Source organism: Paenirhodobacter sp. YD-8 (assembly GCF_056590935.1).
This window is the reverse complement of sequence record NZ_CM152649.1, coordinates 605,530-630,666: the sequence shown is the minus strand read 5'-3', so window position 1 is coordinate 630,666 and position 25,137 is coordinate 605,530. Positions and strand designations below refer to the sequence as shown.

General features: G+C 68.4%; 24 protein-coding genes. 13 read left to right on the top strand and 11 right to left on the bottom strand.

All coding sequences use genetic code 11. From position 1 onward, the window contains the following. Positions 1 to 132 precede the first annotated feature (132 nt). On the top strand, positions 133 to 1,581 hold the full coding sequence (locus AC0QTQ_RS03100) for a TrkH family potassium uptake protein (RefSeq protein ID WP_480258204.1): 1,449 nt from the start codon (positions 133 to 135) through the stop codon (positions 1,579 to 1,581). Here AC0QTQ_RS03100 and AC0QTQ_RS03095 read toward each other — a convergent pair. Beyond that, entirely contained in the window at positions 1,578 to 2,036 is a 459-nt protein-coding gene (locus AC0QTQ_RS03095) for an Lrp/AsnC family transcriptional regulator (RefSeq protein WP_113900560.1), read from the bottom strand. The genes AC0QTQ_RS03100 and AC0QTQ_RS03095 overlap by 4 nt on opposite strands. A gap of 147 nt (positions 2,037 to 2,183) precedes the next feature. On the opposite strand from AC0QTQ_RS03095, the gene ald reads away from it, so the two are divergent. Further along, positions 2,184 to 3,302 carry an alanine dehydrogenase gene (gene ald, locus AC0QTQ_RS03090; RefSeq protein ID WP_480258203.1) on the top strand — a complete coding sequence of 373 codons (1,119 nt, stop codon included), beginning with the start codon at positions 2,184 to 2,186 and terminating at the stop codon, positions 3,300 to 3,302. A gap of 54 nt (positions 3,303 to 3,356) precedes the next feature. Here ald and mscL read toward each other — a convergent pair whose 3' ends face one another. Next, positions 3,357 to 3,776, bottom strand: coding sequence for a large conductance mechanosensitive channel protein MscL (mscL, locus tag AC0QTQ_RS03085; protein ID WP_480258202.1), 420 nt, complete (start codon positions 3,774 to 3,776; stop codon positions 3,357 to 3,359). A 123-nt stretch (positions 3,777 to 3,899) separates the two neighbouring features. Here mscL and AC0QTQ_RS03080 point away from each other — a divergent pair, with 123 nt between their 5' ends. Then, entirely contained in the window at positions 3,900 to 4,595 is a 696-nt protein-coding gene (locus AC0QTQ_RS03080) for a glutathione binding-like protein (RefSeq protein WP_480258201.1), read from the top strand. A gap of 3 nt (positions 4,596 to 4,598) precedes the next feature. On the opposite strand, the gene AC0QTQ_RS03075 is transcribed toward AC0QTQ_RS03080, so the two are convergent. From AC0QTQ_RS03075 to AC0QTQ_RS03060, 4 genes are all read right to left on the bottom strand, one after another. Beyond that, positions 4,599 to 5,222, bottom strand: a complete 624-nt coding sequence (locus AC0QTQ_RS03075; protein WP_480258200.1) for a hypothetical protein — start codon at positions 5,220 to 5,222, stop codon at positions 4,599 to 4,601. 84 nt (positions 5,223 to 5,306) lie between these two features. Beyond that, positions 5,307 to 6,095: an inositol monophosphatase family protein gene (locus AC0QTQ_RS03070; RefSeq protein WP_121531728.1), complete on the bottom strand. Its 789-nt coding sequence runs from the start codon at positions 6,093 to 6,095 to the stop codon at positions 5,307 to 5,309. A gap of 83 nt (positions 6,096 to 6,178) precedes the next feature. After that, positions 6,179 to 7,381: an MFS transporter gene (locus AC0QTQ_RS03065; protein WP_480258199.1), complete on the bottom strand. Its 1,203-nt coding sequence runs from the start codon at positions 7,379 to 7,381 to the stop codon at positions 6,179 to 6,181. A 78-nt stretch (positions 7,382 to 7,459) separates the two neighbouring features. Further along, the gene (locus tag AC0QTQ_RS03060; protein ID WP_121531724.1) at positions 7,460 to 8,365 is read right to left on the bottom strand and encodes a LysR family transcriptional regulator; all 906 of its coding nucleotides are present in this window, start codon (positions 8,363 to 8,365) and stop codon (positions 7,460 to 7,462) included. A 93-nt stretch (positions 8,366 to 8,458) separates the two neighbouring features. On the opposite strand from AC0QTQ_RS03060, the gene metF reads away from it, so the two are divergent. Both metF and AC0QTQ_RS03050 read left to right on the top strand, forming a co-directional pair. Beyond that, positions 8,459 to 9,316 (top strand): methylenetetrahydrofolate reductase [NAD(P)H], encoded by an 858-nt coding sequence (gene metF / locus AC0QTQ_RS03055; RefSeq protein WP_480258198.1) that lies wholly within the window; start codon positions 8,459 to 8,461, stop codon positions 9,314 to 9,316. A gap of 104 nt (positions 9,317 to 9,420) precedes the next feature. After that, entirely contained in the window at positions 9,421 to 9,912 is a 492-nt protein-coding gene (locus AC0QTQ_RS03050) for a PaaI family thioesterase (RefSeq protein WP_121531720.1), read from the top strand. Here the strand turns inward: AC0QTQ_RS03050 and AC0QTQ_RS03045 are convergent. Together AC0QTQ_RS03045 and AC0QTQ_RS03040 are read right to left on the bottom strand one after the other, a co-directional pair. Continuing rightward, on the bottom strand, positions 9,814 to 11,010 hold the full coding sequence (locus AC0QTQ_RS03045; protein WP_480258197.1) for a DUF2235 domain-containing protein: 1,197 nt from the start codon (positions 11,008 to 11,010) through the stop codon (positions 9,814 to 9,816). The genes AC0QTQ_RS03050 and AC0QTQ_RS03045 overlap by 99 nt on opposite strands. Positions 11,011 to 11,161: 151 nt before the next feature. Beyond that, positions 11,162 to 12,307: a type III PLP-dependent enzyme gene (locus tag AC0QTQ_RS03040; RefSeq protein ID WP_480258196.1), complete on the bottom strand. Its 1,146-nt coding sequence runs from the start codon at positions 12,305 to 12,307 to the stop codon at positions 11,162 to 11,164. A 226-nt stretch (positions 12,308 to 12,533) separates the two neighbouring features. On the opposite strand from AC0QTQ_RS03040, the gene AC0QTQ_RS03035 reads away from it, so the two are divergent. The 3 genes from AC0QTQ_RS03035 (at position 12,534) to AC0QTQ_RS03025 (ending at position 16,610) form a co-directional block, all read left to right on the top strand. Continuing rightward, positions 12,534 to 12,965: an Lrp/AsnC family transcriptional regulator gene (locus tag AC0QTQ_RS03035; RefSeq protein ID WP_121531715.1), complete on the top strand. Its 432-nt coding sequence runs from the start codon at positions 12,534 to 12,536 to the stop codon at positions 12,963 to 12,965. 195 nt (positions 12,966 to 13,160) lie between these two features. Beyond that, positions 13,161 to 16,271 carry a valine--tRNA ligase gene (locus AC0QTQ_RS03030; protein ID WP_480258195.1) on the top strand — a complete coding sequence of 1,037 codons (3,111 nt, stop codon included), beginning with the start codon at positions 13,161 to 13,163 and terminating at the stop codon, positions 16,269 to 16,271. Positions 16,272 to 16,274: 3 nt separating this feature from the next. Continuing rightward, positions 16,275 to 16,610 (top strand): DnaJ family domain-containing protein, encoded by a 336-nt coding sequence (locus tag AC0QTQ_RS03025; RefSeq protein ID WP_480258194.1) that lies wholly within the window; start codon positions 16,275 to 16,277, stop codon positions 16,608 to 16,610. 102 nt (positions 16,611 to 16,712) lie between these two features. On the opposite strand, the gene AC0QTQ_RS03020 is transcribed toward AC0QTQ_RS03025, so the two are convergent. Next, on the bottom strand, positions 16,713 to 17,495 hold the full coding sequence (locus AC0QTQ_RS03020) for a crotonase/enoyl-CoA hydratase family protein (protein ID WP_480258193.1): 783 nt from the start codon (positions 17,493 to 17,495) through the stop codon (positions 16,713 to 16,715). A gap of 132 nt (positions 17,496 to 17,627) precedes the next feature. On the opposite strand from AC0QTQ_RS03020, the gene AC0QTQ_RS03015 reads away from it, so the two are divergent. Both AC0QTQ_RS03015 and copM read left to right on the top strand, forming a co-directional pair. Next, on the top strand, positions 17,628 to 18,740 hold the full coding sequence (locus AC0QTQ_RS03015) for a pyridoxal phosphate-dependent aminotransferase (protein WP_480258192.1): 1,113 nt from the start codon (positions 17,628 to 17,630) through the stop codon (positions 18,738 to 18,740). A gap of 94 nt (positions 18,741 to 18,834) precedes the next feature. Then, positions 18,835 to 19,239 (top strand): CopM family metallochaperone, encoded by a 405-nt coding sequence (gene copM / locus AC0QTQ_RS03010; RefSeq protein WP_245965204.1) that lies wholly within the window; start codon positions 18,835 to 18,837, stop codon positions 19,237 to 19,239. 99 nt (positions 19,240 to 19,338) lie between these two features. Here copM and AC0QTQ_RS03005 read toward each other — a convergent pair whose 3' ends face one another. Continuing rightward, on the bottom strand, positions 19,339 to 20,538 hold the full coding sequence (locus tag AC0QTQ_RS03005; RefSeq protein WP_480258191.1) for a pyridoxal-phosphate-dependent aminotransferase family protein: 1,200 nt from the start codon (positions 20,536 to 20,538) through the stop codon (positions 19,339 to 19,341). 212 nt (positions 20,539 to 20,750) lie between these two features. Here AC0QTQ_RS03005 and AC0QTQ_RS03000 point away from each other — a divergent pair, with 212 nt between their 5' ends. The 3 genes from AC0QTQ_RS03000 to AC0QTQ_RS02990 all read left to right on the top strand — a co-directional run bounded on the left by AC0QTQ_RS03000 (position 20,751) and on the right by AC0QTQ_RS02990 (position 23,859). Beyond that, entirely contained in the window at positions 20,751 to 22,451 is a 1,701-nt protein-coding gene (locus tag AC0QTQ_RS03000) for an ABC transporter ATP-binding protein (RefSeq protein WP_480259187.1), read from the top strand. A gap of 12 nt (positions 22,452 to 22,463) precedes the next feature. Continuing rightward, on the top strand, positions 22,464 to 23,207 hold the full coding sequence (gene ygfZ, locus AC0QTQ_RS02995; RefSeq protein ID WP_480258190.1) for a CAF17-like 4Fe-4S cluster assembly/insertion protein YgfZ: 744 nt from the start codon (positions 22,464 to 22,466) through the stop codon (positions 23,205 to 23,207). 331 nt (positions 23,208 to 23,538) lie between these two features. Then, complete coding sequence (locus tag AC0QTQ_RS02990) at positions 23,539 to 23,859, top strand: DUF6280 family protein (protein WP_113900578.1); 321 nt, start codon at positions 23,539 to 23,541, stop codon at positions 23,857 to 23,859. 83 nt (positions 23,860 to 23,942) lie between these two features. Here AC0QTQ_RS02990 and AC0QTQ_RS02985 read toward each other — a convergent pair whose 3' ends face one another. Continuing rightward, positions 23,943 to 25,055: a hypothetical protein gene (locus tag AC0QTQ_RS02985; RefSeq protein WP_480258189.1), complete on the bottom strand. Its 1,113-nt coding sequence runs from the start codon at positions 25,053 to 25,055 to the stop codon at positions 23,943 to 23,945. Positions 25,056 to 25,137 lie beyond the last annotated feature (82 nt).

Here is a 25,137-nt window from a genome sequence, read left to right as displayed (position 1 = left end):
CCGTGGCCCTGCCATCGGGGGTTTTTGGTTCTTTTGAACAGGTTGACCCCAAGGACACGGGACGCCGCCGGGGCAATCTCACGATTTCGTGAATTGCCTGCCGCACCGCCCGCCTGCATCGCTGGCACCACGATGACCGATTTCGGACCCGTCTTTCATCATCTCGGCCTGATCCTGCTTGCGCTCGGGGTCGCCATGCTTGCGCCAGTGGCGGTCGATATTCTGGCCGCCGACCCGAACGGCTTCGCGGTGTTCGAGGCGGCGCTCGAGACGATTCTCTTCGGTACGCTGCTGGCGCTTGCGGCCAGCCCGGACAAGCCGCAGCCGCTGACCCTGCGCCAGGCCTATCTGCTGACCGCGGCAATCTGGCTGGTGGTGCCGGCCTTCGGCGCCCTGCCCTTCATCCATGGCGAGCCCTCGATCAGCCTGACCGACGCCTATTTCGAGGCGGTCTCGGGCATCACCACCACCGGCTATACGGTGCTGACCGGGCTCGAGGAGCTGCCACGCTCGGTCTTGCTGTGGCGCGGCATGCTGAACTGGATGGGCGGGCTCGGCATCGCCTTCGTCGCGATGATCTTCCTGCCGGTCATGCGTATCGGCGGCATGCGCTATTTCCAGACCGAGGGCTTCGACACCTTCGGCAAGGTGCTGCCGCGCGCGCGCGACATCGCGATCTCGCTGCTCGAGGTCTATGCCGGGCTGACGGTGATCTGCACCGTGGTCTTCGTGCTGTGCGGGATGCCGCTCTTCGACGCCTCGATCCACGCCATGGCGGCGATCGCGACCGGTGGCTTCGGCACCTATGACGCGAATTTCGCGGTCTGGTCGGTGCCCGCGCAATATGCCGGCACGGTCTTCATGCTGCTCGGCGCGATGCCCTACATCCGCTTCTTCCAGCTGGTGCAGGGCCAGTCGCGCCCGCTGTGGCACGACAGCCAGGTGCGCGCCTTCCTGCGCTGGTTCGTCCTCTTCAGCGCGATCATGATCGGCTACCGGCTGTGGCGCGAGAGCCTGCCCGTCGAGCAGGTCGTGCGCGAGACCACCTTCAACTTCGCCTCGATCCTGACCGGCACCGGCTTCGGCGTCAGCGGGGTCGAGCCCTGGGGCACCTTCGCGATGGTGGTGGCTTTCCTGCTCGGCCTGATCGGCGGCTGCACCGGGTCGAGCTCGGGTGCGCTGTCGGTGTTCCGGGTGCAGGTGGTGCTGTCGGTGATCCGCGCCGCGATCCGGCAGCTGCATTCGCCGCACCGCGTGGTGCAGCCGCGCTATGACGGCAAGTCGCTCGACGAGGAAACCCTCGGCCCGCTGATGCTGCATGTCTCGGGGTATATCCTGACGCTCGGCACGCTCTCGGTGCTGATGTCGATGGCGGGGGTCGACCTGACCTCGTCGCTGTTCGCGATCTGGGGCTGCCTTGGCAACATCGGCTTCGGCCTCGGCCCGATGGTGGCGCGCACCGGCACGATGGTCGATTTCAACGACACCGCGACCTGGATCATGATCCTCGCCATGCTGCTCGGCCGGCTGGGCATGCTGGCGATCTTCGTGCTGTTCCTGCCGCGGTTCTGGCGCGACTAGACCGGCAGCGCGGTGGTCTTGAACACCGTGCGCAGCGCGAAACTCGACTGCATCCCCTGCACGCCCGGCAGCCGCGCCAGCTTGGCGCGGTGGATGCGGGCGAAATCCTCGGTATCCTCGGCCACCACCTTCAGCAGGTAATCGGCCGAGCCCGCCATCAGGTGACATTCGAGCACGTCGGGGATCTTCTTCACCTCGCGCTCGAAGGCCTCGAGCACCTCGTCGGCCTGCCCGGACAGTGTGATCTCGACGAAGACGGTGGTCGGCCGGCCGAGCTTGCGGGCATCGAGCAGCGCAACATAGTCGCGGATATAGCCCTCCTCCTCCAGCCGCTGCACCCGCCGGTGACAGGCCGAGGCCGAGAGGTTCACCCGCTCGGAGAGTTCCGCATTGGAGATCCGCCCCTGCTTTTGCAGGACGGTGAGGATTCGACGATCCGTCGCGTCAAGGGTCATGGTCACGCAATCTTCTTCGGCCGCACAGGGCTATGGCCGAAGATATGAGCGCCCGGAGCCCGGAAACGCAACCGCTTTTCGATGCAATTTTCCGCGCGCAGGCGCAGGCTGGCAGCGGAGGAGCATTTCGGATCGGAGGAGGACCGAATGAAGATCGGATGCGTGAAGGAGATCAAGCCGCAGGAATTCCGCGTGGGCCTCACCCCCGGCGCAGCGCGCGAGGCGGTGGGGCACGGCCACGAGCTGCTGATCGAGGCGGGCGCCGGCGCGGGGTCCGGTTATACGGATGCGGATTACGTCGCGGCGGGGGCGCGGATCCTGCCCTCGGCAGCCGAGGTCTTTGCCCAGGCCGAGATGATCGTGAAGGTGAAGGAGCCGCAGGCGGGCGAGCGCGCGATGCTGCGCCCGGGGCAGGTGCTCTTCACCTATCTGCATCTCGCGCCGGACCCGGCACAGACGCATGACCTGCTGGCCGCGGGCGCAACCTGCATCGCCTACGAGACGGTGACCGACCGCAATGGCGGGTTGCCGCTGCTGGCGCCGATGTCCGAGGTGGCAGGGCGGCTCGCGCCGCAGGTCGGCGCCTGGACGCTGCAGAAGGCGAATGGCGGGCGCGGCGTGCTGCTCGGGGGCGTGCCGGGCGTCGCACCGGCGAATGTCGTCATCATCGGCGGCGGCGTCGTCGGCACGGCGGCGGCGCGCGTCGCCACCGGCATGGGCGCCCATGTCACCGTGCTCGACCGTTCGATCCCGCGGCTGAGCTATCTCGACGACGTCTTCATGGGCCGCCTGACGACGCAATATTCCGAGCGCGCCGCGACGGCCGAGCTGGTTGCGACCGCCGACATGGTGATCGGCGCGGTGCTGATCCCCGGGGCGGCGGCGCCGAAGCTGGTGACGCGGGAGATGCTGAAGACGATGAAGCCGGGCGCGGTGCTCGTCGATGTCGCGATCGATCAGGGCGGCTGTTTCGAGACCTCGCGCCCGACGACGCATGAAGACCCGATCTACGAGGTCGATGGGGTGATGCACTATTGCGTGGCGAACATGCCGGGCGCCGTTGCCCGCACCGCGACGCAGGCGCTTGGCAATGCCACCCTGCCCTTCGTGCTGGCACTGGCCGACAAGGGCTGGCGGCGGGCCTGTTCGGAAGACGCACACCTGCTCGACGGGCTGAACGTGCATGCCGGACGGCTGACCTGCGCGCCGGTGGGCGTGGCGCTCGGCCTGCCGGTGATCTCGGGCGCCGAGGCGCTTGGCCTGTAACGCAAAGGGCCCGGTCACGCGGACCGGGCCCTTCCTCGTCCGGCCGGTACCGGATCACTTCTTCAGCGCGTCGCGGATTTCCAGCAGCACGTCAATCTCGCTCGGGCCGGCCGGGGCCGCGGCGGCGGCTTCCTTCTTCACGGCGGCGTCCTTGACCTTGTTCACCAGCTTCACCAGCAGGAAGACGACGAAGGCGATGATCAGGAAGTTGATGACCGCGGTGATGAACGAGCCATAGGCGAAGACCGGCGCGCCCGCCTCTTTCGCCGCGGCGAGCGAGGCATAGTCGCCCGCACCGAGGTTGACGAACAGGTTCGAGAAATCGAGCCCGCCGGTGATGACGCCGATGATCGGGTTGATCAGGTCCGACACCAGGGAATTGACGATCGCGGTGAAGGCCGCACCGATGATGATACCCACGGCCATGTCGACGACATTCCCGCGAGCGATGAAATTCTTGAACTCTTGCAACATGTTATGCCCCTCTCAGCGCCTTCCCAGCCGGCGCGGACGGCGCAGGGTAGCATGCCCGTGCTGCGGCTGCATCTTTTCCTTGGGGGGAAAATGTGCTCGGCTTGCGTCAAACAGGAGGTACCGATGACCGATCTTGCGCAATTCCCGATCACCCGCCGCTGGCCCGCCGAAAACCCCGAGGTGATCCAGCTCTACTCGCTGCCCACGCCGAACGGGGTGAAGGTGTCGGTCATGCTCGAGGAGACGGGCCTCGCCTACGAGCCGCATCTGGTGCGCTTCGACACCAACGACCAGATGACGCCCGAATTCCTGTCGCTGGCACCGAACAACAAGATCCCGGCGATCCTCGACCCGAACGGGCCCGACGGCAAGCCGCTCGGCCTGTTCGAAAGCGGCGCGATCCTGATCTATCTGGCCGAGAAGAGCGGGATGCTGCTGCCGCAGGCGCGCCGCTACGAGGTGCTGCAATGGCTGATGTGGCAGATGGGCGGGCTTGGCCCGATGCTCGGCCAGCTCGGCTATTTCCACACCTTCGCCGGCAAGGAGATCGAGGATCCGCGCCCGAAGGAACGCTTCCGCGCCGAGGCGGCACGGCTGCTGAAGGTGCTCGACGGGCGGCTTGCGGGCCGGGACTGGGTGGCGGGCGACTATTCCATCGCCGATATCGCCATCGCCCCCTGGCTGCGCACGCTGCGCGACTTCTACAAGGCCGCCGATCTGGCCGGCTGGGCCGATCTGGCCCATGTGCCGGCCTATCTCGAGCGTTTCCTGGCCCGCCCGGCGGTGCAGCGCGGCTCGCTGATCCCGAAGCGGGACTGAGGCTCAGCCGCCAAGCGCGCCCCCGGCCTGCCCGGTGCAGTGCCCGGCCAGCCAGGCGCTCTGCCCTTCGGGCTGGGTGAAGCCGTAGTCATCCCCGTCGGCCGGCGCGAGGGCATGGCCCGCGAGCCGCGCCTCGGCCTCGGCGCGGGCCGCGGCGGCGATCGCGTCCGGTGGATGGGACAGCATCGCACGCGCCAGGGCCACCGCCTCGGCCCGGCTCAGCCCCGGAACGGGCTGCGGCAGCGCGGAAGACACAAGCGCCGAACGCAGCCCCGCCTGCGCCGCGACGATCCGCGCCAGCGCCTCGTCGCGCGCATCGGCATGAAAGGCCTGTTCCAGCGGCAGCGTGGTGCGGGCGCGCTCGAGTTCCGCCTCGAGCGTGTCGATCGCCTCGTCCAGCTCGGCCACCACCTCGCCCAGCGCGCGTTCGGCTTGGCAGGCGGCGATCATGTCGACCAGCACCTCGACCCGTCGCGCGGCGATGATCGCGGCCATCTCGGCAAAGACGATGTCATTCGCGGCCTGCCCGATCGCGTCAAGCGCCGTGCCGATTGCGGCCCGCGCCGGCTTGCGCGGGTGGCGGGCAAGGATCTGCCCGGCCTGAGTCCAGTGAAAGGTGTCGTCCATCAAGAAGCCCCCCGGATCTGTGGATCGGGGGGCAGGATGCCATCAGGGAGTGAACAAGCCGTGAACGGCTGCCCGGCTGCGGCCTTACTCGGCGCGCAGCACCTTGCACAGCGGCTCGAACAGCTCGCCGTTCGCGGCGATCACGCTGCCAGTCTCGAAGATGTCGCGGCCCTCGCGCACCGGGCCGACGAAACCGCCGGCTTCCTTCACCAGCAGCAGGCCCGCGGCCATGTCCCAGGCCTTGATGCCGCGCTCCCAATAGCCCTCGTACTTGCCCGCCGCCACATAGGCGAGGTCGAGCGAAGCGGCACCGAAGCGGCGCACGCCGGCACAGACCGGCATCAGCCGGGCCAGATCCTGCAGCGTCGCGGGCAGGGTCGAGCGGCCGCCGAAGGGCACGCCGGTGGCGAAGATCGACTCGATCATCCGGTTGCGGCCCGAAACGCGCAGGCGCATCTCGTTCATGAAGGCGCCCGAGCCCTTCTCGGCCCAGTAAAGCTCGTCCTTCGCGGCGTCGAAGACCACCGCCGAGACGATCTCGCCCTTGTGCTCGAGCGCGATCGACACCGCCCAGTGCGGCAGGCCGTGCAGGAAGTTGGTGGTGCCGTCGAGCGGATCGACGATCCAGCGCCGGGTCGGGTCCTCGCCCGCCTCTTCGCCGGTCTCCTCGCCGAGCCAGCCATAGGAGGGGCGCGCCCCGCGCAGCTCTTCCTTGATGATCCGTTCCGCCTCGCGGTCGGCGCGGCTGACGAAGTCGCCCGGCCCCTTGGCCGAGACCTGCAGGTTCTCGACCTCGCGGAAATCCTTCACCAGCGAGCGGCCGGCCTTGCGCGCGGCCTTGATCATCAGATTGAGGTTGGCGCTGCCTTGCATCGGTTCGCTCCTTCGGTTCAGGCCGCTGCCTTACACGGGCGGAGGCCGGAATCCAAGGGGTTTGCGGCCCGGTCCGGGCGGATTCAGCCGCGCAGGAACTCGCGCCGTCGCGGCAGCAGGATGGTGAGCACGCCAAGCGCCGGCAGACCCGAGCAGATCAGATAGACGAAGCGGATGCCGTGATGGTCGGCCAGCACCCCAAGCGCCGCCGCCGCGATGCCGCCCATGCCGAAGCTGAGACCGAAGAAGATGCCGGCCACCATGCCGACGCGGCCGGGCAGCAGCTCTTGCGCAAAGACCACGATCGCCGAGAAGGCCGAGGCGAGGATCAGCCCGATCAGCACTGTCAGCACGCCCGAGGCCACGAGCCCCACATGCGGCAGCGCGAGGGTGAAGGGAAGCACGCCGAGGATCGAGACCCAGATCACCGCCATCGGCCCCCAGCGGTCGGCGACCGGCCCGCCCAGCACCGTGCCCGCGGCAACGGCGCCGAGGAACAGGAACAGCATCAGCTGCGCGGTGCGGGTGTCCACCTGGAAGGTGTCGATGAGGTAGAAGGTGTAATAGGAACTCATCGAGGCCATGTAGATGTTCTTGGTGAAGGTCAGGAAGGCCAGCACCGTCAGCGCCAGCACCACGCGGTTGCGCGGCAGCGGCAGGGTCTTGTCCATCGCCTTGCGCGCCCGCGCCTTCAGATGCGCGCCATACCAGCGGCTGACCCGGGTCAGGATGGTGCCGGCGATCACCGCGAGCAGGCCGAAGACGGCGACCGAGCCGCGCCCGAAGGGCAGCACGATGAAGGCGGCAAGCAGCGGGCCGATGGCCGTGCCGAAATTGCCCCCCACCTGGAACACCGATTGCGCGAGCCCGAAACGCCCGCCCGAGGCGAGCCGCGCCACCCGGCTCGACTCGGGGTGGAAGATCGCCGAGCCGAAGCCGATCAGCATCGCGCCGACGATCAGCAGCGGCCAGCTCGGCGCGAAGGCGAGCACCATCACGCCGAGGAAGGTCGAGACCGAGGCGACCGGCAGAGACCAGGGCTGCGGCCGGGCATCGGTGAGGATGCCGATCACCGGCTGAAGCAGCGAGGCCGTGCCCTGGAAGGCCAGCGTCATCAGCCCGATCTGCCAGTAGTCGAGGGCGAAATCCGTCTTCAGCATCGGATAGATCGCCGAGAGCATCGACTGCATCACATCGTTCATCATGTGACACAGCGAGATCGCGATCAGGATCGGGAAGACGGTCGCGCCCGCGTTGGCGCGGGCTGGCTGCGGCATGGCGGTCATCGGGCGGTCCCTCGGGGTTGCCCGCCGATCTAGCCCCCGCCGCGGCATTCCGTCACGTCCGGAATTGTGACGGTTACATCACGCGCGCTGCAACTTGACCGGCTCGGTCCGCGCCAGACGCAGGAAATCGGCCATGTAGCCCTCGCCCACGTCCTCGTCGCGGGTGGCGGCGTAAAGGCGCTTGCGCAGTCCTGTCTTGGTCACCGGGCGGGTGATGTAGTCGGGCTGATACTTCACCTCGCGCAACACCCAGTCGGGCAGCACCGCGACGCCGCGCCCGGCCGCGACCAGCAGCAGGATCACCGCGGTCAGCTCGACCTGCCGATGCGCCTTCGGCTCGACCCGCGCCGGGCCCAGAAGCAGCGAGAACACGTCCGAACGCGCCCGGTCGATCGGATAGGTGATCAATGTCTGATCGGCGAAATCCTCGGCGGTGACATAGGGTTTCGCGGCCAGCGGGCTGGTCGAGGCGGCGATGAAGGTCGGCGAATAGTCGAAGAGCGGGTTGAAGGTGATGCCGGCGATCTTCTCGGGATCCGAGGAAATCACCAGATCCACCTCCTCGCGCGCGAGCGCCGGCAGCGCGTTGAAGGCGAGCCCCGGGCGGATGTCGATGTCGACCTCGGGCCAGTCGCGGCGGAACGCCTCGAGCACCGGAAAGAGCCAGTCGAAACAGGCGTGGCACTCGATCGCGATGTGCAGCCGCCCGGCGCGGCCGGCCCGCAGCGCCTCGAACTCGTCGGCGACGGCGTCGACCTCGGGCAGCACGCGCTCGGCCAGACGCAGGAGCTTCATCCCGGCGGCCGACAGCCGCAGCGGCTTCGAGCGGCGCACGAAGAGCTCGACCCCCGCCTGTTCCTCGAGCCCCTTCACCTGATGGCTCAGCGCCGATTGGGTGATGTGCAGGATCTCGGCCGCGCGCGCCAGCCCGCCCGCGTCATGGATCGCCCGCACTGTGCGCAGATGTCTCAGTTCCAGGTGCATCTTGTTGACAGACTCATAACCTTCTTGAGTATTATGAATTTGTCTCACATCGCGAAATCGGGCACAAGGGCGCCGGAAAACAAGGATGCCGCCATGACCACGCCGACCGTCAGTTTCGAATTCTTCCCGCCGCAGACGCTCGACGCGTCGTTCCGCCTGTGGGAGACGGTGCAGGCGCTCGCCCCGCTGAAACCGGGCTTCGTCTCGGTCACCTATGGCGCCGGCGGCACCACCCGCAAGCTGACGCATGAGGCGGTGGCGACGATCCACAAGAACTATGGCCTCAACGTCGCGGCGCACCTGACTTGCGTCGACGCGACCAAGGCCGAGACGTTGGAGATCGTCGACGCCTATGCCGAGGCCGGCGTGACCGAGATCGTGGCGCTGCGCGGCGACCCGCCGAAGGGGGCCACGCATTTCACCCCGCATCCCGAGGGCTTCGCGAGCTCGGTCGAGCTGATCGAGGCGCTGGCCGCCGACGGCCGCTTCACCATCCGCTGCGGCGCCTATCCCGAACCGCACCCCGAGGCCACCGACGCGCTGGCCGACGTGCGCTGGCTCAAGCGCAAGACCGAGGCCGGCGCGACCTCGGCGATCACCCAGTTCTTCTTCGAGGCGGACACCTTCTTCCGCTTCCGCGACGCCTGCGTGAAGGAAGGGATCACCGCGAAGATCATCCCGGGCATCCTGCCGATCCAGTCGTGGAAGGGCGCGAAAGGCTTTGCCAGCCGCTGTGGCGCGGCCATCCCGGCGCATGTGGCCGAGGGCTTCGAGGCGGCGATCGCCGCCGGGCGCGAGCGCGAGCACGCCACCGATCTGTGCATCGCGCTGTGCGAGGCGCTGATCGCGGGCGGCGTGGGCGACCTGCAGTTCTACACGCTGAACCGGCCGCAGATGACGCAGGCGGTCTGCGCGGCACTTGGCGTGGTGCCGGCGGCCGCGGCGGCCTGAGGCAATGTGACGTTACGGAACTTTGACCAGAGGGGGCCTCCCGCCCCCTTTTCGCTGCGCATGCGAGACGGCAGGCTGCCCCCCGACAAGGGAGAGAGACGACCATGACCGAACCGATGTATGCCGAAGGCCCCGGCGATTTCCTGCCCCTCGAGGCGCTGCGCACGATGACCGGGCTCGAATTCATGCGCAAGATGGTCGCGGGCGAGGTGCCGACGACGACGCTGGCGCAGTCGATGAACTACCGCATCAGCGCCGTCGAGGAGGGCCTTGTCGAGGTTCGCGGCACGCCCGAATTCCGCCATTCGAACGCCTTCGGCGGCACCCATGGCGGCTGGTACGGGGTGATCCTCGACACCTGCCTGACCTGCGCCGTCATCACCGGCCTGCCGCGCGGCCAGTTCCAGACCACCCTTGAATACAAGGTCAACATGCTGCGTGCGATCCCGATCGGCACCGAGGTAGTGGGCATCGGCCGGCTCGAGCATCTGGGCCGCTCAACCGGGGTCGCGCGGGGCGAGATCCGCGGCGTGCACGACGACCGGCTCTATGCCGTCGGCACCGCCACCTGCTTCGTCATGGGCGAGGCGCACTGAGCGCCTCTGCCCGAGCCGGCGGATGCGGGCGCCCTTCTCGGCCAGCCACGGCCGGATCGTCAGCCACCATTCCCGCCCGGCGATGAAGGCGGTGTCATGCACGCTCTCGGACGGGTCGCGACCGATCACCCGCGGTGCGCGCAGCCAGAACAGCTTGCCCCAGCTGCTCCAGCTGCCGACCGAGGGGGCAAGCGGGTCGGTCGGAAACTCGTCCTCCCAGCCCTCGGGCAGGGCAAGACCCAGCTCGGCGGCGCGGTGGAGCATCCACACGAGCGGGATGTTGGCCAGCGGCCGCGACGCCTCGAAAACGCCCAGCTGCCCGCCGATGTCGCCATGGCAGCCGCGAAACCAGACCTGCTCGATCCGTGCCGCGCCGGTGTTCTCGCTCGCCCACAGCAGCGGCTCCAGCACCGAGCGGGTCTCGTGCAGCGCAAGCGCGTGAAAGCCGTGGCACACCGAGGGGCCGAGCCGGTGGTCGTGAAAGCGATAGCGCGGCTCGCTCAGCATCCACAGCAGCGGAAACTGCACGCCCAGCGCGCGCACCGTGTCGAAGGCGCCAACCATCTCGATCGCCGTCTCGGCATGGCAATGGGCGTGACGGAAGGCCTCGGGCGACAGCACCCCCTCGTAATGGCGCCAGGCGAGCGTGACGTTGCGCTCGGTCGCCTCCTCGGGGCGCAAGAGGCCGACCCGCTCGATCATCCCCGCCAGCGAGCGCGCGGCAAAGGCGCCGCGGGAATAGCCGATGACGAAGATCCGGTCGCCCGGCCGATAGCGCATCGCCAGCCAGCCATAGGCGCGGCGGATCTGCGCATTCACCCCCCAGCCGAACCAGACATCGGTCAGGTCGCGCCATTCGCGGAACTGCAATCCCTTGCCGTAATAGATCGAGGCGCGCGGCACGCGCCGGCGCAGGAACCGCCAGATCAGCCCGATCGAGGTGATCCGCGCCGGGTCGAGCGCGCCGAGCGTGCCGTCGAGCAGCAGCACGTGATCGACCGGCCCGCGCGTGCGCGGTGCGGGCGGCGGCGCCTCGGGCTGTCGCCGGTGCAGGTGGTGGCGCGCAAAGGCGACCAGCCGCTCGATCAGGCCGCGCATCACCCGGAGCCTCCCGGGATGCGGGCGGTGAAATCCGCGCCCATCTCCCCCTCGCATGAAAAGACCTTGCCCCGAGGATAGGGCAAGGTCGGTAAATGGTCATTGACGATCTCGTGCGCTGCGGGGCGCGACGCGGGGTCAGGCCGCGGTCTCAGCCCTTCAGCGACAGCGCGGTGACGATTTCCATCGCCCCGAAGCCGTTGAACCGGGTGTTGGTGGCCGAGGAATAGGCGCCCATGCCGTGGAAGAGGATGAAATCGCCCTCGTCCAGATCGCCCGGCAGCGGCAGTTCCCCCGGCAACCGGTCGACCGAGTCGCAGGTCGGGCCGAAGACGGTGCGGCCGACCGGCGCGGCACTGCGGCGCGCGCCCCCGGGGGCGATCACCTCGATGCGGTCGATGTTGCCGATCAGCGGCAGCTCGGCCAGCCCGCCATAGATCCCGTCGTTCAGGAACACATGCGTGCCGTCGCGCAGCGCCTTCACCCGGGTGATATGGGTGAAGGCATCGCCCACCAGCCCGCGGCCCGGCTCGCACACCAGCACCGGACGATCGGCGCCGAAGGCCTCGGTCGCCACGCGGTCGATGAGCGCGAAGATCGCCTCGAGTTCCGGCGCCGGCCCGTCCTGACGATGGCTCGGAAAACCGCCGCCGACATTGAGCCGCGCCGCCTTCACCCCGGCCGCGGCGCAGATCCCGGCCGCGGTGCGGATATAGGCGTCCCAGGCCATCGGGTCGGTGCATTGCGTGCCCGGATGGAAGGTGAGCGAGGGGAGGAACCCCGCCGCGGCCGCCCGTTTCAGCAGCTCGGCCGCCAGTTCGGCGGTCGCGCCGAACTTGGCGCCGAAGTTGTAGGCCGCGCCCGCGACCGGCAGCTTGAAGCGCACCGAGATCTCGGCGCCCTCGGCCGGCACCATCTCGATCAGCTTCTCGAGCTCGGAAACGGAATCGACCGACCAGGTCTTCACCCCGGCCTTCACAGCATGGGCGATCTCGGCCCGCGCGCGCACCGGGTTGTGGTAATGCAGCGCCGCCCCCGGGGCGAGACGACGGACGAGGTCGATCTCGAACGGCGAGGCGACGTCGAAACCGCGCACACCGGCGGCCACGAGGTTCTGGATCACCATCTCGTCGGGGTTCGACTTGACGGCATAGGTCACGATGCCCGGAAAGCCCCGCAGGAAGCGCCGCGCGCTCGCCTGCAACGCGGCGGGCGAGAACACCAGCACCGGGTGCTCGGGTTGCTTGTGACGGATGATTTCGGACGGATTCGCCCAGATAGTCTTCGACAGTCCCATCGGCTTCTCCCTCGCCAACAGAATTGCAGCCACCTCTTGCCCCGGCTTCACGGGTCGGGAGACGCTTACAGCGTTTCAACCAACCAGGCCAGGTGCGTATGAGGCGCCCTTTTCCTGTCTTTTCAGATTGCGCTAAATGGGGCACGTTTTCACCGATCAAAAGAGTAGATGTGCGGCATATCATCGTTATAATGACGAGATACCCGGTCAATTTGCAGGCGCTCCCATGGATGAACTTGATACGGCGATCCTCGGCCTGCTCTCGGGCGATGCCCGGATGTCGGTGGCGACACTGGCGCGACGGCTGAAGGTGGCGCGCTCGACGATCCAGGCGCGGCTCGAGCGGCTGGAGACGACGGGCATCATCGCGGGCTATACCGTCAAGCTGGGCGAGGCGGCGCGGGCCGGGCGGCTGCGCACCACCGTGCTGCTGACCATCGAGCCGCGCGCCCAGGCCGCGATCCTGACCCGGCTGAAGGCGATCCCCGAGGTCGAGCGGATCTCGACCACCTCGGGCCGGGTGGACCTGCTGCTGCAGGTGGCGGCGAACTCGACCGCGCAGCTTGACGCGGTGCTCGACCAGATCGGCGAGATGCAGGGGGTGAAAAGCTCGGAAAGCCTGATCCACCTGTCGACAAAACTCGACCGCGCGGTCTAGGCGGCACGTCCGGGGGCGCCGCCCCCGGACCCCCGAGGTATTTCGGGCAAGATGAAAAGCGCCCTCATCCCTTCATCTTGCCATAAATACCTCGGGGGGTGAGGGGGGCAGCGCCCCCCTTGCGGCGCGCGGAAAGGCTTTTCCTTGCGGGGTGTGCGCGCTAAACAGCCGTCAAGCCCTGAAAGGACAAGACCGATGACGATGGAAAAGACCTTCGACGCGCGCGAGGCCGAGCCTCGGATCTATGCGAAATGGGAAGAGGCCGGCGCCTTCAAGGCGGGGGCCAATGCCTCGCGTCCCGAAACCTTCTGCATCATGATCCCGCCGCCGAACGTCACCGGCGCGCTGCACGTCGGCCATGCCTTCAACAACACGGTGCAGGACATCCTGGTGCGCTGGCACCGGATGCGCGGCTTCGACACGCTGTGGCAGCCCGGTCAGGACCATGCCGGCATCGCCACCCAGATGATGGTGGAGAAGGAACTGGCGAAGACCGGCCAGCCCGGCCGCGTCGAGCTTGGCCGCGAGGAATTCCTGAAGAAGGTCTGGGAGTGGAAGGGCAAGTACGGCTCGACCATCATCAATCAGCTCAAGCGCCTCGGCTCGTCCTGCGACTGGTCGCGCAACGCTTTCACCATGTCGGGCGCGCCCGGCGCGCCGGCGGGCGAGGAAGGCAACTTCCATGACGCGGTGATCAAGGTCTTCGTCGAGATGTACGGGAAGGGCCTGATCTATCGCGGCAAGCGGCTGGTGAACTGGGATCCCCATTTCGAGACCGCGATCTCCGACCTCGAGGTCGAGAACATCGAGGTCGCGGGCCACATGTGGCACTTCAAGTATCCGCTCGCGGGCGGGGTGACCTACACCTATCGCGAGAAGGACGAGGACGGCAACGTCACCTTCGAGGAAGAGCGCGACTATATCTCGATCGCCACCACCCGTCCCGAGACCATGCTGGGCGACGGCGCGGTCGCGGTGAACGGCAATGACGAGCGCTATGCCGCGCTGATCGGCAAGCTGTGCGAGATCCCGGTGGGCCCGAAGGAACACCGCCGGCAGATCCCGATCATCGCCGACCCCTACCCCGATCCGACCTTCGGCTCGGGCGCGGTGAAGATCACCGGCGCGCATGACTTCAACGACTATCAGGTGGCGAAACGGGCGGGCCTGCCGCTCTACCGGCTGATGAACACCCGCGCGCAGATGCGCACCGACGGGCTGTCCTATGCCGAGGCCGCGAAGCGCGCGATGGAGATCTCGAAGGGCGCGTCCTTCACCGAGGCCGAGGTCGACGCGCTCAACCTCGTGCCCGAGGAGCTGCGCGGGCTTGACCGCTATGCCGCGCGCGAGGCGGTGATCGAGCAGGTCACGGCCGAGGGGCTCGCCGTGATGGTCGCGAACCCGAAGGCCGGCGAAGAGGGCGAGCCGAACGTGATCCCGCTGGTCGAGGCGAAGCCGATCATGCAGCCCTTCGGCGACCGCTCGAAGGTGGTGATCGAGCCGATGCTGACCGATCAGTGGTTCGTCGACGCCGAGAAGATCGTCGGCAAGGCGCTGGATGCGGTGCGCAACGGCGACACCGTCATCATGCCCGAGGCCGGCGAGAAGACCTATTTTCACTGGCTCGAGAACATCGAGCCCTGGTGCATCTCGCGCCAGCTCTGGTGGGGCCATCAGATCCCGGTGTGGTACGGGCTCGACCTCGGCGCGCCGGGCTTCCGCGACGACGAGGGCGACGGTGCGCTCGACGAGGTGGAACTCGGCCGGCTCCTGAACGAGGGCGGCATGTTGCACCGCAATGACGTCTATCATTGCGCCCCGGCCTTCGAGGCGGTGACGGCGGCCTTCAAGGACGAGATCGCCGATCTGCCGATCCCGCTCAGCCATGCGCGCATCGTCGAGGTGGCCGACAAGCAGGCGGCTATCGACACGCTGGCGGCAAGCCTCGCCGAGTACAACGTCAGCCAGGATCCGACCGTTCTGGTCTATCCGGTGTGGCGCGACGCGGACGTGCTCGACACCTGGTTCAGCTCGGGCCTGTGGCCCATTGGCACGCTCGGCTGGCCGAACTGGGACGAGACGACCTCGCGCTATTTCCCGACCGATGTGCTGGTGACCGGCTTCGACATCCTGTTCTTCTGGGTCGCCCGGATGATGATGATGCAACTGGCCGTCGTCGACCAGGTGCCCTTCCACACCGTCTACCTGCACCAGCTGGTGCGCGACGAGAAGGGCAAGAAGATGTCGAAGACGGCGGGCAACGTCATCGACCCGCTCGAGATCATCGACGAATTCGGCGCCGACGCGCTGCGCTTCACCAATACCTCGATGGCGGCGATTGGCGGCGTGCTGAAACTGTCGAAGGACCGCATCGCGGGCTATCGCAACTTCGGCACCAAGATCTGGAACGCCACCCGCTTCGCCGAGATGAACGGCGTGTTCGAGGGCCCGGCCGCCGCCGGCGTGCCGCAGCCCAAGCACACGGTGAACCGCTGGATCATCGGCGAGACCGCGAAGGTGCGCGAGACCGTCGATGCGGCCTTTGCCGCCTACCGCTTCAACGACGCGGCGCAGGCGCTTTACGCCTTCGTCTGGGGCAAGGTCTGCGACTGGTACGTGGAATTCGCGAAGCCCCTCTTCGACACCGAGGAGGCCGCCGAGACCCGCGCCACGATGCGGTGGGTGCTTGACCAGTGCTATACCCTGCTGCACCCGATCATGCCCTTCATCACCGAAGAGCTCTGGGCGCTGACGGCCCCCGCCGAAGGCCGGGCCAAGATGCTGGTGCATGGCGACTGGCCCATCTATGGCGCCGAGCTGATCGATGCCGAGGCCGACCGCGAGATGAACTGGGTCATCGACCTGATCGAGACGATCCGGTCGAGCCGCGCGCAGATGGGCGTGCCGGTGGGGCTGAAACTGCCGATGGTGCTGGCCGAGGCCGACGAGGCCGCGCGCACCGCGCTTGCCCGCAACGAGGCGCTGGTGTTCAAGCTCGCCCGCCTCGACAGCCTGACCGAGACCGCGATCCCGAAGGGCGCGATCTCGATCCCGGTCGCGGGGGCCCTCTTCGGCCTGCCGCTCGAGGGGGTGATCGACGTCAAGGCCGAGAAGGCCCGGCTCGAGAAGACCCTCGGCAAGCTCGAGAAGGAGGCGGCGGGCCTGCGCGGCCGGCTCTCGAACCCGAAGTTCATCGAGAACGCGGCCGAGGAGGTGATCGACGAGGCCCGCGAGAACCTCGCCGCCCGCGAGGAGGAGGCCGCCAAGGTCGCCGCCGCGGTGAAGCGCCTCGCCGAGCTCGGCTGAGCCATGGCGGGCTGGCTCGAGAAACTCGCCGAACGGCGGATGCTCAAGGCGCGGGCCGAGGGCAAGCTCTCGGGCCTCGAGGGGGAGGGCAAGCCCCTCCCAGACCGCAGCGGAGAGGCCTTTCTCGACGCCGGCGAGGCGGTCGGCTTCCGGATGATGGCGGCGGCGGGTGTGCTGCCCGACGAGATCGTGCTGAAGAAGCAGGTCGAGGCGGTTCGCGCCGAGCTGGCCGCAGAGACCGACGAGACGGCGCGCCGCGCCCTGATGGCGCGCCTCTCCGAGCTGATGATGAAACAGGCGATCGCCGAGGAATCGCGGCGCAAGTTCCTGAAGGGCTGAGCTCCCGTCCGGCTTTTCCTTGTTCAAAGACTTCCGCCGGAGGCGCCGTCCGCAACGCAGGCGCCTCCGGCGGGAGTCTTTGTGCCTAGAAAAACCGGCGGTTCAGAAAACCGGCGCGCGGTGTTGCAGGTTGGCGGCGATCACCTCGCGCTGGTCGGGCTTGCCGATCAGTTCCACCTGCTCGCGGCTTTCGGCCATCAGCACGGTTTCGGCAGGCGCCGCCCAGGCGGTGGCGATCAGCCGCTTCGCCGCCCGGATCGCCGAGGGGCTGCGCATCGCGATCGTCTCGGCCAGTTCGGTGGCGCGGGCGAAGGGATCCTCGGCGATCTCGGTGACCAGGCCCCAGTCGCGCGCCTGCTCGGCCCCGATCTCCTCGGCGGTATAGGTCAGGCGCCGCACCACATCGGCGCGGGTCAGCTCGGGCAAGGTCACCATGCCGCCCATGTCGGGGACAAGGCCCCATTTCATTTCCATGATCGACAGCCGCGTGCCGGGCGCGGCCACCCGGATGTCGGCGCCAAGCGCAAGCTGGAAGCCCGCGCCGAAGGCCACGCCATGCAGCGCCGCGATCACCGGCACCGGCAGCGTCCGCCACACCAGCGAGAATTGCTGGAACCGGTTCGCCGCGCCATGGCTGCGCGGCAGGATCAGATCCTCGGCCCCGCCCTGCGCGAGGCGGGCGAAATTCGCGACGTCGAGCCCGGCACAGAAGGCCCGCCCCTCGCCCGCCAGCACCACCGCGCGCAACCCCGGCTGCGTCGAGAGCGCCTCGCCCGCCTCGATCACCGCATCGATCATCTCGAAATCGACGGCGTTCATCTTCTCGGGCCGCGCGAGCGTGACATAGGCGATCCCGCCCAGAATTTCCGTGGTGAGCCGAGCCATCTTTTCCTCCCGATCTGCCCTTTCGCCAATATATGCCGGGACTTGGCCCATGGCAGCGGGTCCGCGTCCGGGTGACGCGACGAAATCTGCCCCCTTGCCCGACGCGGGCTTTGCTCCTAGGGATTTCGCATCATGACCGGACCTCGCTACACCCCGCTGATCGACACCCTGCCCTCGACCGTGCCCTTCGTCGGGCCGGAAACGCAGGAGCGCCGCATGGGCCATCCCTTCGCCGCCCGGCTGGGCGCGAACGAGAACGGCTTCGGCCCCTCGCCGCGCGCGATCGCCGCGATGGCGGCGGCGGCGGGCGAAGCGTGGAAATACGGCGACCCGGAGAATTACGAGCTGAAGGCGGCACTTGCCGCGCGCCACGGCTGCCGGCCCGAGAACATCGTGGTCGGCGAGGGCATCGACGGTCTGCTCGGCTATCTGTGCCGGCTGGTGATCGCGCCGGGCGATGCCGTCGTCACCTCGGAAGGCGGCTATCCGACCTTCAACTTCCACGTCTCGGGCTTTGGCGGCGTGCTGCACAAGGTGCCCTATGCAGGCGATGCCGAGGACCCCGAGGCGCTGCTGGCCCTGGCCGCTCAGATCGTGCCGAAGCTGATCTACATCGCCAACCCCGACAACCCGATGGGCTCGCACCACCCCGGCGCGACGATCGCCGCGATGGTGCCGCGCGTGCCCGAGGGAAGCCTGCTCATTGTCGACGAGGCCTATGTGGAACTCGCCCCCGAGGGCACCGAAGCGCCGATCGACGCCGATGATCCGCGGGTGATCCGGATGCGCACCTTCTCGAAGGCGCATGGGCTGGCCGGCGCGCGGGTGGGCTATGCCATCGGCGCGGCGCCGCTGATCGCGGCCTTCGACAAGATCCGCAATCACTTCGGCATGAGCCGGATCAGCCAGGCCGGCGCGCTGGCCGCGCTGACCGACACCACCTGGCTGGCCTACATGCGCCGGCTGATCGGCGCCTCGCGCGACCGGATCGGCGCCATCGCGCGGGAAAACGGGCTCGAGCCCCTGCCCTCGGCCACGAATTTCGTCGCCATCGACTGCGGCCGCGACGGCGCCTTCGCCCGTGCCGTGCTGGCGGAACTGACCTCTGCGGGCATCTTCGTGCGGATGCCGGGCGTGGCGCCGCTTGATCGCTGCATCCGCGTCTCCTGCGGCCCCGAGGCCGAGGTCGAGGCCTTTGCCGCGGCGCTTCCCGGTGCGCTTGCCCGCGCCCGCGCGGCGCGTTGAGGGCCACGGGGACTCACGTTTCCCTCGCTCAGTGGTGATTTGCCGCAGGCGCGCCGTGGGCGCAGGCTCCTGTCCAAGGGAACAGGAGTTGAAGATGAGCAGAATCAACCGCACCCGCCGGATCGCGATGCTCAGCCCCATCGCCTTCGCCATCGCCTTTGGCGCCTATGCGCAGGAAAGCGGCGACGCCGAGGGGCATGACAGCCACAAGATGAGCAGCGCCAACGCGACCGCCGATGCAGCCCCCTCGACCGAGGCGTTCCTGGCCGCGAACCGCAAGATGCACACGGCGATGGAGGTTTCCTATACCGGCGATGCCGATATCGACTTCGTCCGCGCGATGATCCCGCATCACGAAGGGGCGATCGAGATGGCGCGGATCGCGCGCGACTATGGCGACGATCCCGACGTGCGCAAGCTTGCCGAGGGCATCATCACCAGCCAGCAGGCCGAGGTCGACTGGATGGTGCAGTGGCTCGAGAAGCACGGCAATCCCTGAGCCTTCCGCCTTGCGGCGCCGGGGTCTCCCCTGACCCGGCGTCGTGTCGCAGGCGGCGAGGGTGTTCCCTCCCCTCGCCGCCTGCCCTTAGTCCCGCGCTCAGCCCTGCGCGCAGACGGCCGCAGCGGCGGCCACGCCGCCCGCCCCGTGCGGAATGCCAAGGGCGATCATCCCCGCCTCCATCACGCCAAGCGCACCGAGCGTCATATGCGCGTTGACATGGCCCATGTGGGCGATGCGCAGGTAATTCGCCACCTCGGGCGTGCCGGGCTCGGCCATGCCCAGCCCGATGCCGAGGGTGAGCCCCGCCTCTTCCTCGCACCAGCTGCGCAGCCGCGCCGCGCCGCCGCCGCCGATCCGTGCCGCCGTCACCGAATGGCCGCGCTGCGCCGGGTCGGCGATGTTCATCGTGATCTCGCCGCCCTCGCCCCAGGCATCGAAGGCCGCCCAGACCGCGCGCGCAAGCGTCGCGTGCCGCGCCCAGACATGGGCCAGCCCCTCCTCGTCGAGCAGCATCTTCAGCGACTCGACCAGACCGAACAGGTGGTGCGTCGGCGCGGTGCCGGCGAAATACTCATAGTAATGCTCGGGGTTGAGGCGCGGCGCCCAGTCCCAGTAGGGGGTCTTCAGATCGCTCGTCCGGCTCGCCTCAAGCGCCTTGTCGGACACCCAGACGAAGCCCAGCCCGGGCGGCACCATCAGCCCCTTCTGGCTGGCCGCGACCATCACATCGACGCCCCAGTCGTCAAAGCGGAACGCGTCGCAGCCGAGCGAGGCGATGCAGTCGACGGCCAGAAGCGCCGGATGCCCGGCCGCGTCGATCGCCGCGCGTACCGCGGCGACGTCATTGCGCACCGAGGTCGCGGTGTCGACATGGGTCAGCAGCACCACCTTGATCTTTTGCGCCGTATCCGCGCGCAGCGCCGCCTCGACCCGGGCCGGATCGACCGGCGCCTTCAGGCCGAAATCGAGCGTCTCGACCGCGACCCCCATGGCGGCCGCATGCAGCGCCCAGTTGATGCCGAACCGCCCGGTGGCGAGCGACAGCGCCCGATCCCCGCGCGAGAACAGGTTGGCGATCGCCGCCTCCCACACGCCATGGCCGTTCGAGATGTAGATCGCCACATGGCTGCTCGACAGCGCGACGCGGCGCAGATCGGCGATGATGCCGCGGGTCATCGTGACGATGTCGCCCTCGTAGATGTTCGGCGCGGCGCGGTGCATCGCGGCAAGGACCCGGTCGGGCATGGCCGAGGGCCCGGGAATGGCAAGATAGGTGCGGCCCTGCGCAAGGCTCATCGGTGTCTCCTGAAACTGATCCTTCCTCGGTACTGAACCGCCCCCACGGGGTCAACGCCCGCGGCCCCCATCCTGCCCCCCGACGGCCGCAAACTTGCCGGGCGGCAGGTTTCGCGCTAGATCGGGCTCACCCCGCGCCCGCCGGCGCCCTCAGCGAGGTTTCCGTGGCAAGGCCCGACACCCCCTACAGTTCCCGCACGCTCTTTTCCCGGATGTGGAACCGCTATCTGCGCCGGCACTGGCCCAAGATGCTGGTGGCGATGGCGCTGATGGTGATCGAGGGCTCGACCCTCGGCGCGCTCAGCGCGATGCTCGAGCCGCTCTTCGACAAGGTCTTCGTGCAGGGCCAGTCGGGGATGATCTGGTGGGTGGGCGGCGCGATCTTCGGCCTGTTCCTGATCCGCGCCGTCACCTCGGTCGGCTCGCGCGCGCTGCTGTCGGACGTGTCGCAACGCTCGTCGTCGGACATGCAGGTCGACCTCGTGCGGCACATCCTGACGCTCGACCAGTCGTTCTTCCAGGAAAACCCGCCCGGCGCGCTGATCGAGCGGGTGCAGGGCGATACCCTTGCGGTGCAGGGCGTCTGGACCACCTTCATCACCGGCGCCGGCCGCGATGCGATCGCGCTTGTCTCGCTGTTCGGCGTGGCGCTGTCGATCGACCCGCGCTGGACGCTGGCCGCGCTGATCGGGGCGCCGCTGCTGGTGCTGCCCACCACCATGGCGCAGCGCTACATCCGCAAGAAGACGCGGCAGATGCGCAATCAAGCGAGCGCCCGCGCCACCCGCCTTGACGAGGTGTTCCACGGGATCTCGGCGGTCAAGCTGAACCGGATGGAACCCTATCAGATGCGCCGCTTCGAGACGCTGGTGGCCTTCATCCGCCGCGCCATGGTGAAGATGGCGGTGTCGCAATCGATGATCCCCGCGCTCATCGACGTGGTGACCGGGCTCGGCTTCTTCGCCGTGCTGGTCCTGGGCGGCCCCGAGATCGTCGAGGGCGAGCGCACGGTGGGCGAGTTCATGTCCTTCTTCACCGCGATGGCGCTGGCCTTCCAGCCGCTGCGCCGGCTGGGCGGGCTTGCCGGCACCTGGCAGACGGCAGCGGCAAGCCTCGAACGGCTCTACCGCGTCTTCGACATCGCCCCGACGATCACCTCGCCCGCCCTGCCCGCCCCGCGCCCGGCAACGACCGAGGTGCGGCTTGACAACGTGCATCTGAGCTATGGCGGCAAGCCGGTGCTGCGCGGCCTCAGCTTTGTCGCCGAGGCGGGCAAGACCACCGCCCTCGTCGGCCCCTCGGGCGCGGGCAAGACCACGGTCTTCAACCTGCTCACCCGTCTGGCCGATCCGACCAGCGGCACGGTCAGCGTCGGCGGCGTGCCGGTCGCGGCGCTCGACCTCGGCACGCTGCGCGACATGTTCTCGATGGTGGCGCAGGATGCGGCGCTCTTCGACGAGACGATCCGCGAGAACGTGCTTCTGGGCCGCACCGATGTCAGCGAGGCGACGCTTGCCCGCGCGCTCGAGGTCGCGCATGTGACCGAGTTCACCGCCGCGATGCCGCTGGGACTCGACACGCCGGCCGGCCCGCGCGGCTCGGCGCTCTCGGGCGGCCAGCGGCAGCGCGTGGCGATCGCCCGCGCGGTCTTGCGCGACGCGCCGATCCTGCTGCTGGACGAGGCGACCTCGGCGCTCGACACCGCCTCCGAGGCGAAGGTGGCACAGGCGCTCTCGCACCTCTCCGAGGGGCGCACGACGCTGGTCATCGCGCACCGCCTCTCGACCGTGCGCGACGCCGACCGGATCGTGGTGATCGCCGAGGGACAGGTGGTGGAACAGGGCACGCATGACGAGCTGCTGGCCATGGGCGGCGCCTATGCCGGGCTGTGCCGGATGCAGCTGGTCGAGTGAGGAGATCGGACGATGGGCGACAGACGGATCTACGAGATCACCGGCGCGGACCGCGAGCATTTCCTGCAGGGCCTCGTCAGCAATGACGTGCGCCACCTGAAGGACGGGCCGGTCTATGCCGCGCTGCTGACGCCGCAGGGCAAGTATCTGGCCGATTTCCTGCTGGTGCCGCAGGGCGAGACCATTCTTCTCGACATCGACGGCAGCATCGCCGAGGCGACGGTGAAGCGGCTGTCGATGTACAAGCTGCGCGCCGACGTGACGATCGTGCCCTCGGCGCTGAAGGTCTTTCGCGGCACCGGCCCCGCCCCCGCCGGCGCCGTCGCCGACCCGCGTGACCCGGCGCTTGGCTGGCGGCTTTACGGCGAGACCGAGGGTGACGACGGCAGCGACTGGGACGCGATCCGGGTCGCGCATCTGATCCCCGAAACCGGCATCGAGCTGACGCCCGAGACCTATATCCTCGAGGCGGGGTTCGAGCGGCTGCACGGCGTCGACTTCCGCAAGGGCTGTTACGTCGGGCAGGAAGTGACCGCGCGGATGAAGCACAAGACCGAGCTGCGCAAGGGCCTCGTGCGGCTGGCGATCACGGGGGCGGCGCCCGTCGGCACCCCGATCGAGACCGAGGGACGCGCCGTCGGCACGCTCTTCACCCAGTCCGGCGGCCGGGCAATCGCCCATCTGCGCTTCGACCGGACGGGCGCACCGATGACCGCCGGCGACGCCCGGTTGCAGCTTGAAGAGAGCGCGGACTAGCTTTCGGCTGCGGCCGTTTTCACGTTTTCGCGAGCCATGTTCCCCGATCATGGCCCGTCCCCCTGCGCTGCCATGTCACGCCGCGCCGAAAAGCCGCGGTTTCTTCGCAGTTTGCCTGAAATCCGGCAATAAATGCCTTGATCGGTGGCAAAGCGGGCCTATATATGCGCGACTGGCCATGGAACAGGGGTCAGTTCCAAGGGTTGGACAGGGCGTCATATGCGCATGGTGCATGGCAGGCATTCCTCGCGGGCCATATCGAATCGCCCCTCATGCGCCCTAGATGGCCCGCACGCCAGCAAACGCAAGAGCAATAAAAAAGGACGGAATAATGCGCGATTTCGTTGACGGCTCCGCATTCAACTATGAGCAGGGACAGAGGGCGCGCAAGCTGTTCGCCGCCGTCGTTCTCGCTGCTCTCGACGATGCGATCGCCGATGACAAGAAATATGGCAATGGCCCGGAACAGATCGCCCGCTGGGCGCGCTCGCGCGATGGTCGCGAAGTGCTGTCCTGCGCCGGGATCGACCCGAACGAGCGCGTTGTGAAGGGCCTGATGGAATTCGTCGCGAAGGGCGTGCGCACCTCGGTCGCACTGTCGCGCGAGGAAAGCGAACGTCGCATGGCGGCGGAAGAGGCTGAGGCCGCCTGAGCTCGGGCGGATCTCCGGATCAGACGGCGCGCCAGTGGCGCGCCGTTTGCATTTTCAGGGGCGCCGCCCGCAAGCGGGACGGATCACTCGAAATCCTCGCCCATCAGCGCGCGCTGGATCTCGCGCCGCACCAGCTTGCGCACGTTGCGGGTGATGCGCTCGCCCAGCACGCCGCGCAGCTCCTCGCGGATCAGCTGCGCCACGAGGTCGCGCAGCGCCTCCTCGTCGATCAGACCGGCATCCATCACCGGCTCGTCATCGAGCGCCGCCTCGATCCCGGGCAAATCCTCGTCGCGCTCATATTCGTCACGGAGCGACTGATAGCTCGAGCGCAGGATCTCGGGTTTGCGGTCTTCCTCGAGCGCATCCGAAAGATGGAGCCGCCGCGGCCCCTGCCCCGCCGTCGCGGCAAGGCTCATCGCCGCCTCGGTCCAGTCCATCGCGCCCTGATCTTCGGTCCAGGCGTCGTCGTGCAGGTCCGGATCGCTCCCGTCCCCGACCGGATCCCCGGCCTCGAGCCCGGCTTCCTCCGCGGGCGGTTCGATCGCCTCGACGAAATCGGCCGCAATGACCTCGTCGATCAGATCCGCGGCCTCGTCCTCGTATTCCGGACCGGCCTCTCCGGCCATGTCGTGCAGCAGCGCATCAAGATCCTCGGGCGAAACATCTTCTGCGAAGGGGGCCTCGATCTCCTCGGTGTCGTTGCGCGGCTCGGCAGGCAGCGGCTCGGCAGACACGGCCTCGGCCGGCGGCACGACCGCCTCAGGCTCCGAGTCGGCCGGCGCGACGGTCTCGGGCAGGTCCTCCCCGCCGAAACCCGCGTCGAAATCGACATCATGCCCGACCACCGCCGCTTCCATCTCGGCAATGCTGCTTTCAAGCCGGCTCAGCTCCGCGACGATGTCCGCGTCGGAAAGCGCGACGACGGGCGCCTCGACCTCCTCTGCCGCGACGGGCCCCTCCGGGGCCCCCTCGCCCGGCTCGACGCGCAGCGCAGGCGTCAGCACCAGGCAAGGCGCCTCCTCGGTCTCTTCGGCGGTCTCCTCTGCCACGGGCACGGCCGGTTTCTCGACCACCGGCGCCGCGACATGACGCGGCATGACGGCGCCGCGCACGCTGCTCGCGTCTTGCGACACAAGGCGGCGGATCGACGTCAGAACGTCCTCGATCTCGATATGGGTTCCGGGCTCATTCATCACGCTGGCCATCCTGCGACGGGGCGGGGCCGCTGTCCAGCCCCGCACAAGGACAGAAAGCCCCGACCGCGACGGTCGGGGC

Bases quoted from the DNA above. Each gene is read 5' to 3' on its own strand.
- AC0QTQ_RS03040 (WP_480258196.1), bottom strand. From the start codon at position 12,307: ATGGGACTGTCGAAGACTATCTGGGCGAATCCGTCCGAAATCATCCGT.
- AC0QTQ_RS03060 (WP_121531724.1), bottom strand. From the start codon at position 8,365: ATGCACCTGGAACTGAGACATCTGCGCACAGTGCGGGCGATCCATGAC.
- AC0QTQ_RS03070 (WP_121531728.1), bottom strand. From the start codon at position 6,095: ATGCAAGGCAGCGCCAACCTCAATCTGATGATCAAGGCCGCGCGCAAG.
- AC0QTQ_RS03095 (WP_113900560.1), bottom strand. From the start codon at position 2,036: ATGACCCTTGACGCGACGGATCGTCGAATCCTCACCGTCCTGCAAAAG.
- ald (WP_480258203.1), top strand. From the start codon at position 2,184: ATGAAGATCGGATGCGTGAAGGAGATCAAGCCGCAGGAATTCCGCGTG.
- metF (WP_480258198.1), top strand. From the start codon at position 8,459: ATGACCACGCCGACCGTCAGTTTCGAATTCTTCCCGCCGCAGACGCTC.
- AC0QTQ_RS03065 (WP_480258199.1), bottom strand. From the start codon at position 7,381: ATGACCGCCATGCCGCAGCCAGCCCGCGCCAACGCGGGCGCGACCGTC.
- AC0QTQ_RS02985 (WP_480258189.1), bottom strand. From the start codon at position 25,055: ATGAATGAGCCCGGAACCCATATCGAGATCGAGGACGTTCTGACGTCG.
- AC0QTQ_RS03035 (WP_121531715.1), top strand. From the start codon at position 12,534: ATGGATGAACTTGATACGGCGATCCTCGGCCTGCTCTCGGGCGATGCC.
- AC0QTQ_RS03080 (WP_480258201.1), top strand. From the start codon at position 3,900: ATGACCGATCTTGCGCAATTCCCGATCACCCGCCGCTGGCCCGCCGAA.
- AC0QTQ_RS03000 (WP_480259187.1), top strand. From the start codon at position 20,751: ATGTGGAACCGCTATCTGCGCCGGCACTGGCCCAAGATGCTGGTGGCG.
- AC0QTQ_RS03025 (WP_480258194.1), top strand. From the start codon at position 16,275: ATGGCGGGCTGGCTCGAGAAACTCGCCGAACGGCGGATGCTCAAGGCG.
- AC0QTQ_RS03005 (WP_480258191.1), bottom strand. From the start codon at position 20,538: ATGAGCCTTGCGCAGGGCCGCACCTATCTTGCCATTCCCGGGCCCTCG.
- AC0QTQ_RS03100 (WP_480258204.1), top strand. From the start codon at position 133: ATGACCGATTTCGGACCCGTCTTTCATCATCTCGGCCTGATCCTGCTT.
- AC0QTQ_RS03030 (WP_480258195.1), top strand. From the start codon at position 13,161: ATGACGATGGAAAAGACCTTCGACGCGCGCGAGGCCGAGCCTCGGATC.
- AC0QTQ_RS03015 (WP_480258192.1), top strand. From the start codon at position 17,628: ATGACCGGACCTCGCTACACCCCGCTGATCGACACCCTGCCCTCGACC.
- AC0QTQ_RS02990 (WP_113900578.1), top strand. From the start codon at position 23,539: ATGCGCGATTTCGTTGACGGCTCCGCATTCAACTATGAGCAGGGACAG.
- AC0QTQ_RS03075 (WP_480258200.1), bottom strand. From the start codon at position 5,222: ATGGACGACACCTTTCACTGGACTCAGGCCGGGCAGATCCTTGCCCGC.
- AC0QTQ_RS03020 (WP_480258193.1), bottom strand. From the start codon at position 17,495: ATGGCTCGGCTCACCACGGAAATTCTGGGCGGGATCGCCTATGTCACG.
- AC0QTQ_RS03045 (WP_480258197.1), bottom strand. From the start codon at position 11,010: ATGCGCGGCCTGATCGAGCGGCTGGTCGCCTTTGCGCGCCACCACCTG.
- copM (WP_245965204.1), top strand. From the start codon at position 18,835: ATGAGCAGAATCAACCGCACCCGCCGGATCGCGATGCTCAGCCCCATC.
- AC0QTQ_RS03050 (WP_121531720.1), top strand. From the start codon at position 9,421: ATGACCGAACCGATGTATGCCGAAGGCCCCGGCGATTTCCTGCCCCTC.
- mscL (WP_480258202.1), bottom strand. From the start codon at position 3,776: ATGTTGCAAGAGTTCAAGAATTTCATCGCTCGCGGGAATGTCGTCGAC.
- ygfZ (WP_480258190.1), top strand. From the start codon at position 22,464: ATGGGCGACAGACGGATCTACGAGATCACCGGCGCGGACCGCGAGCAT.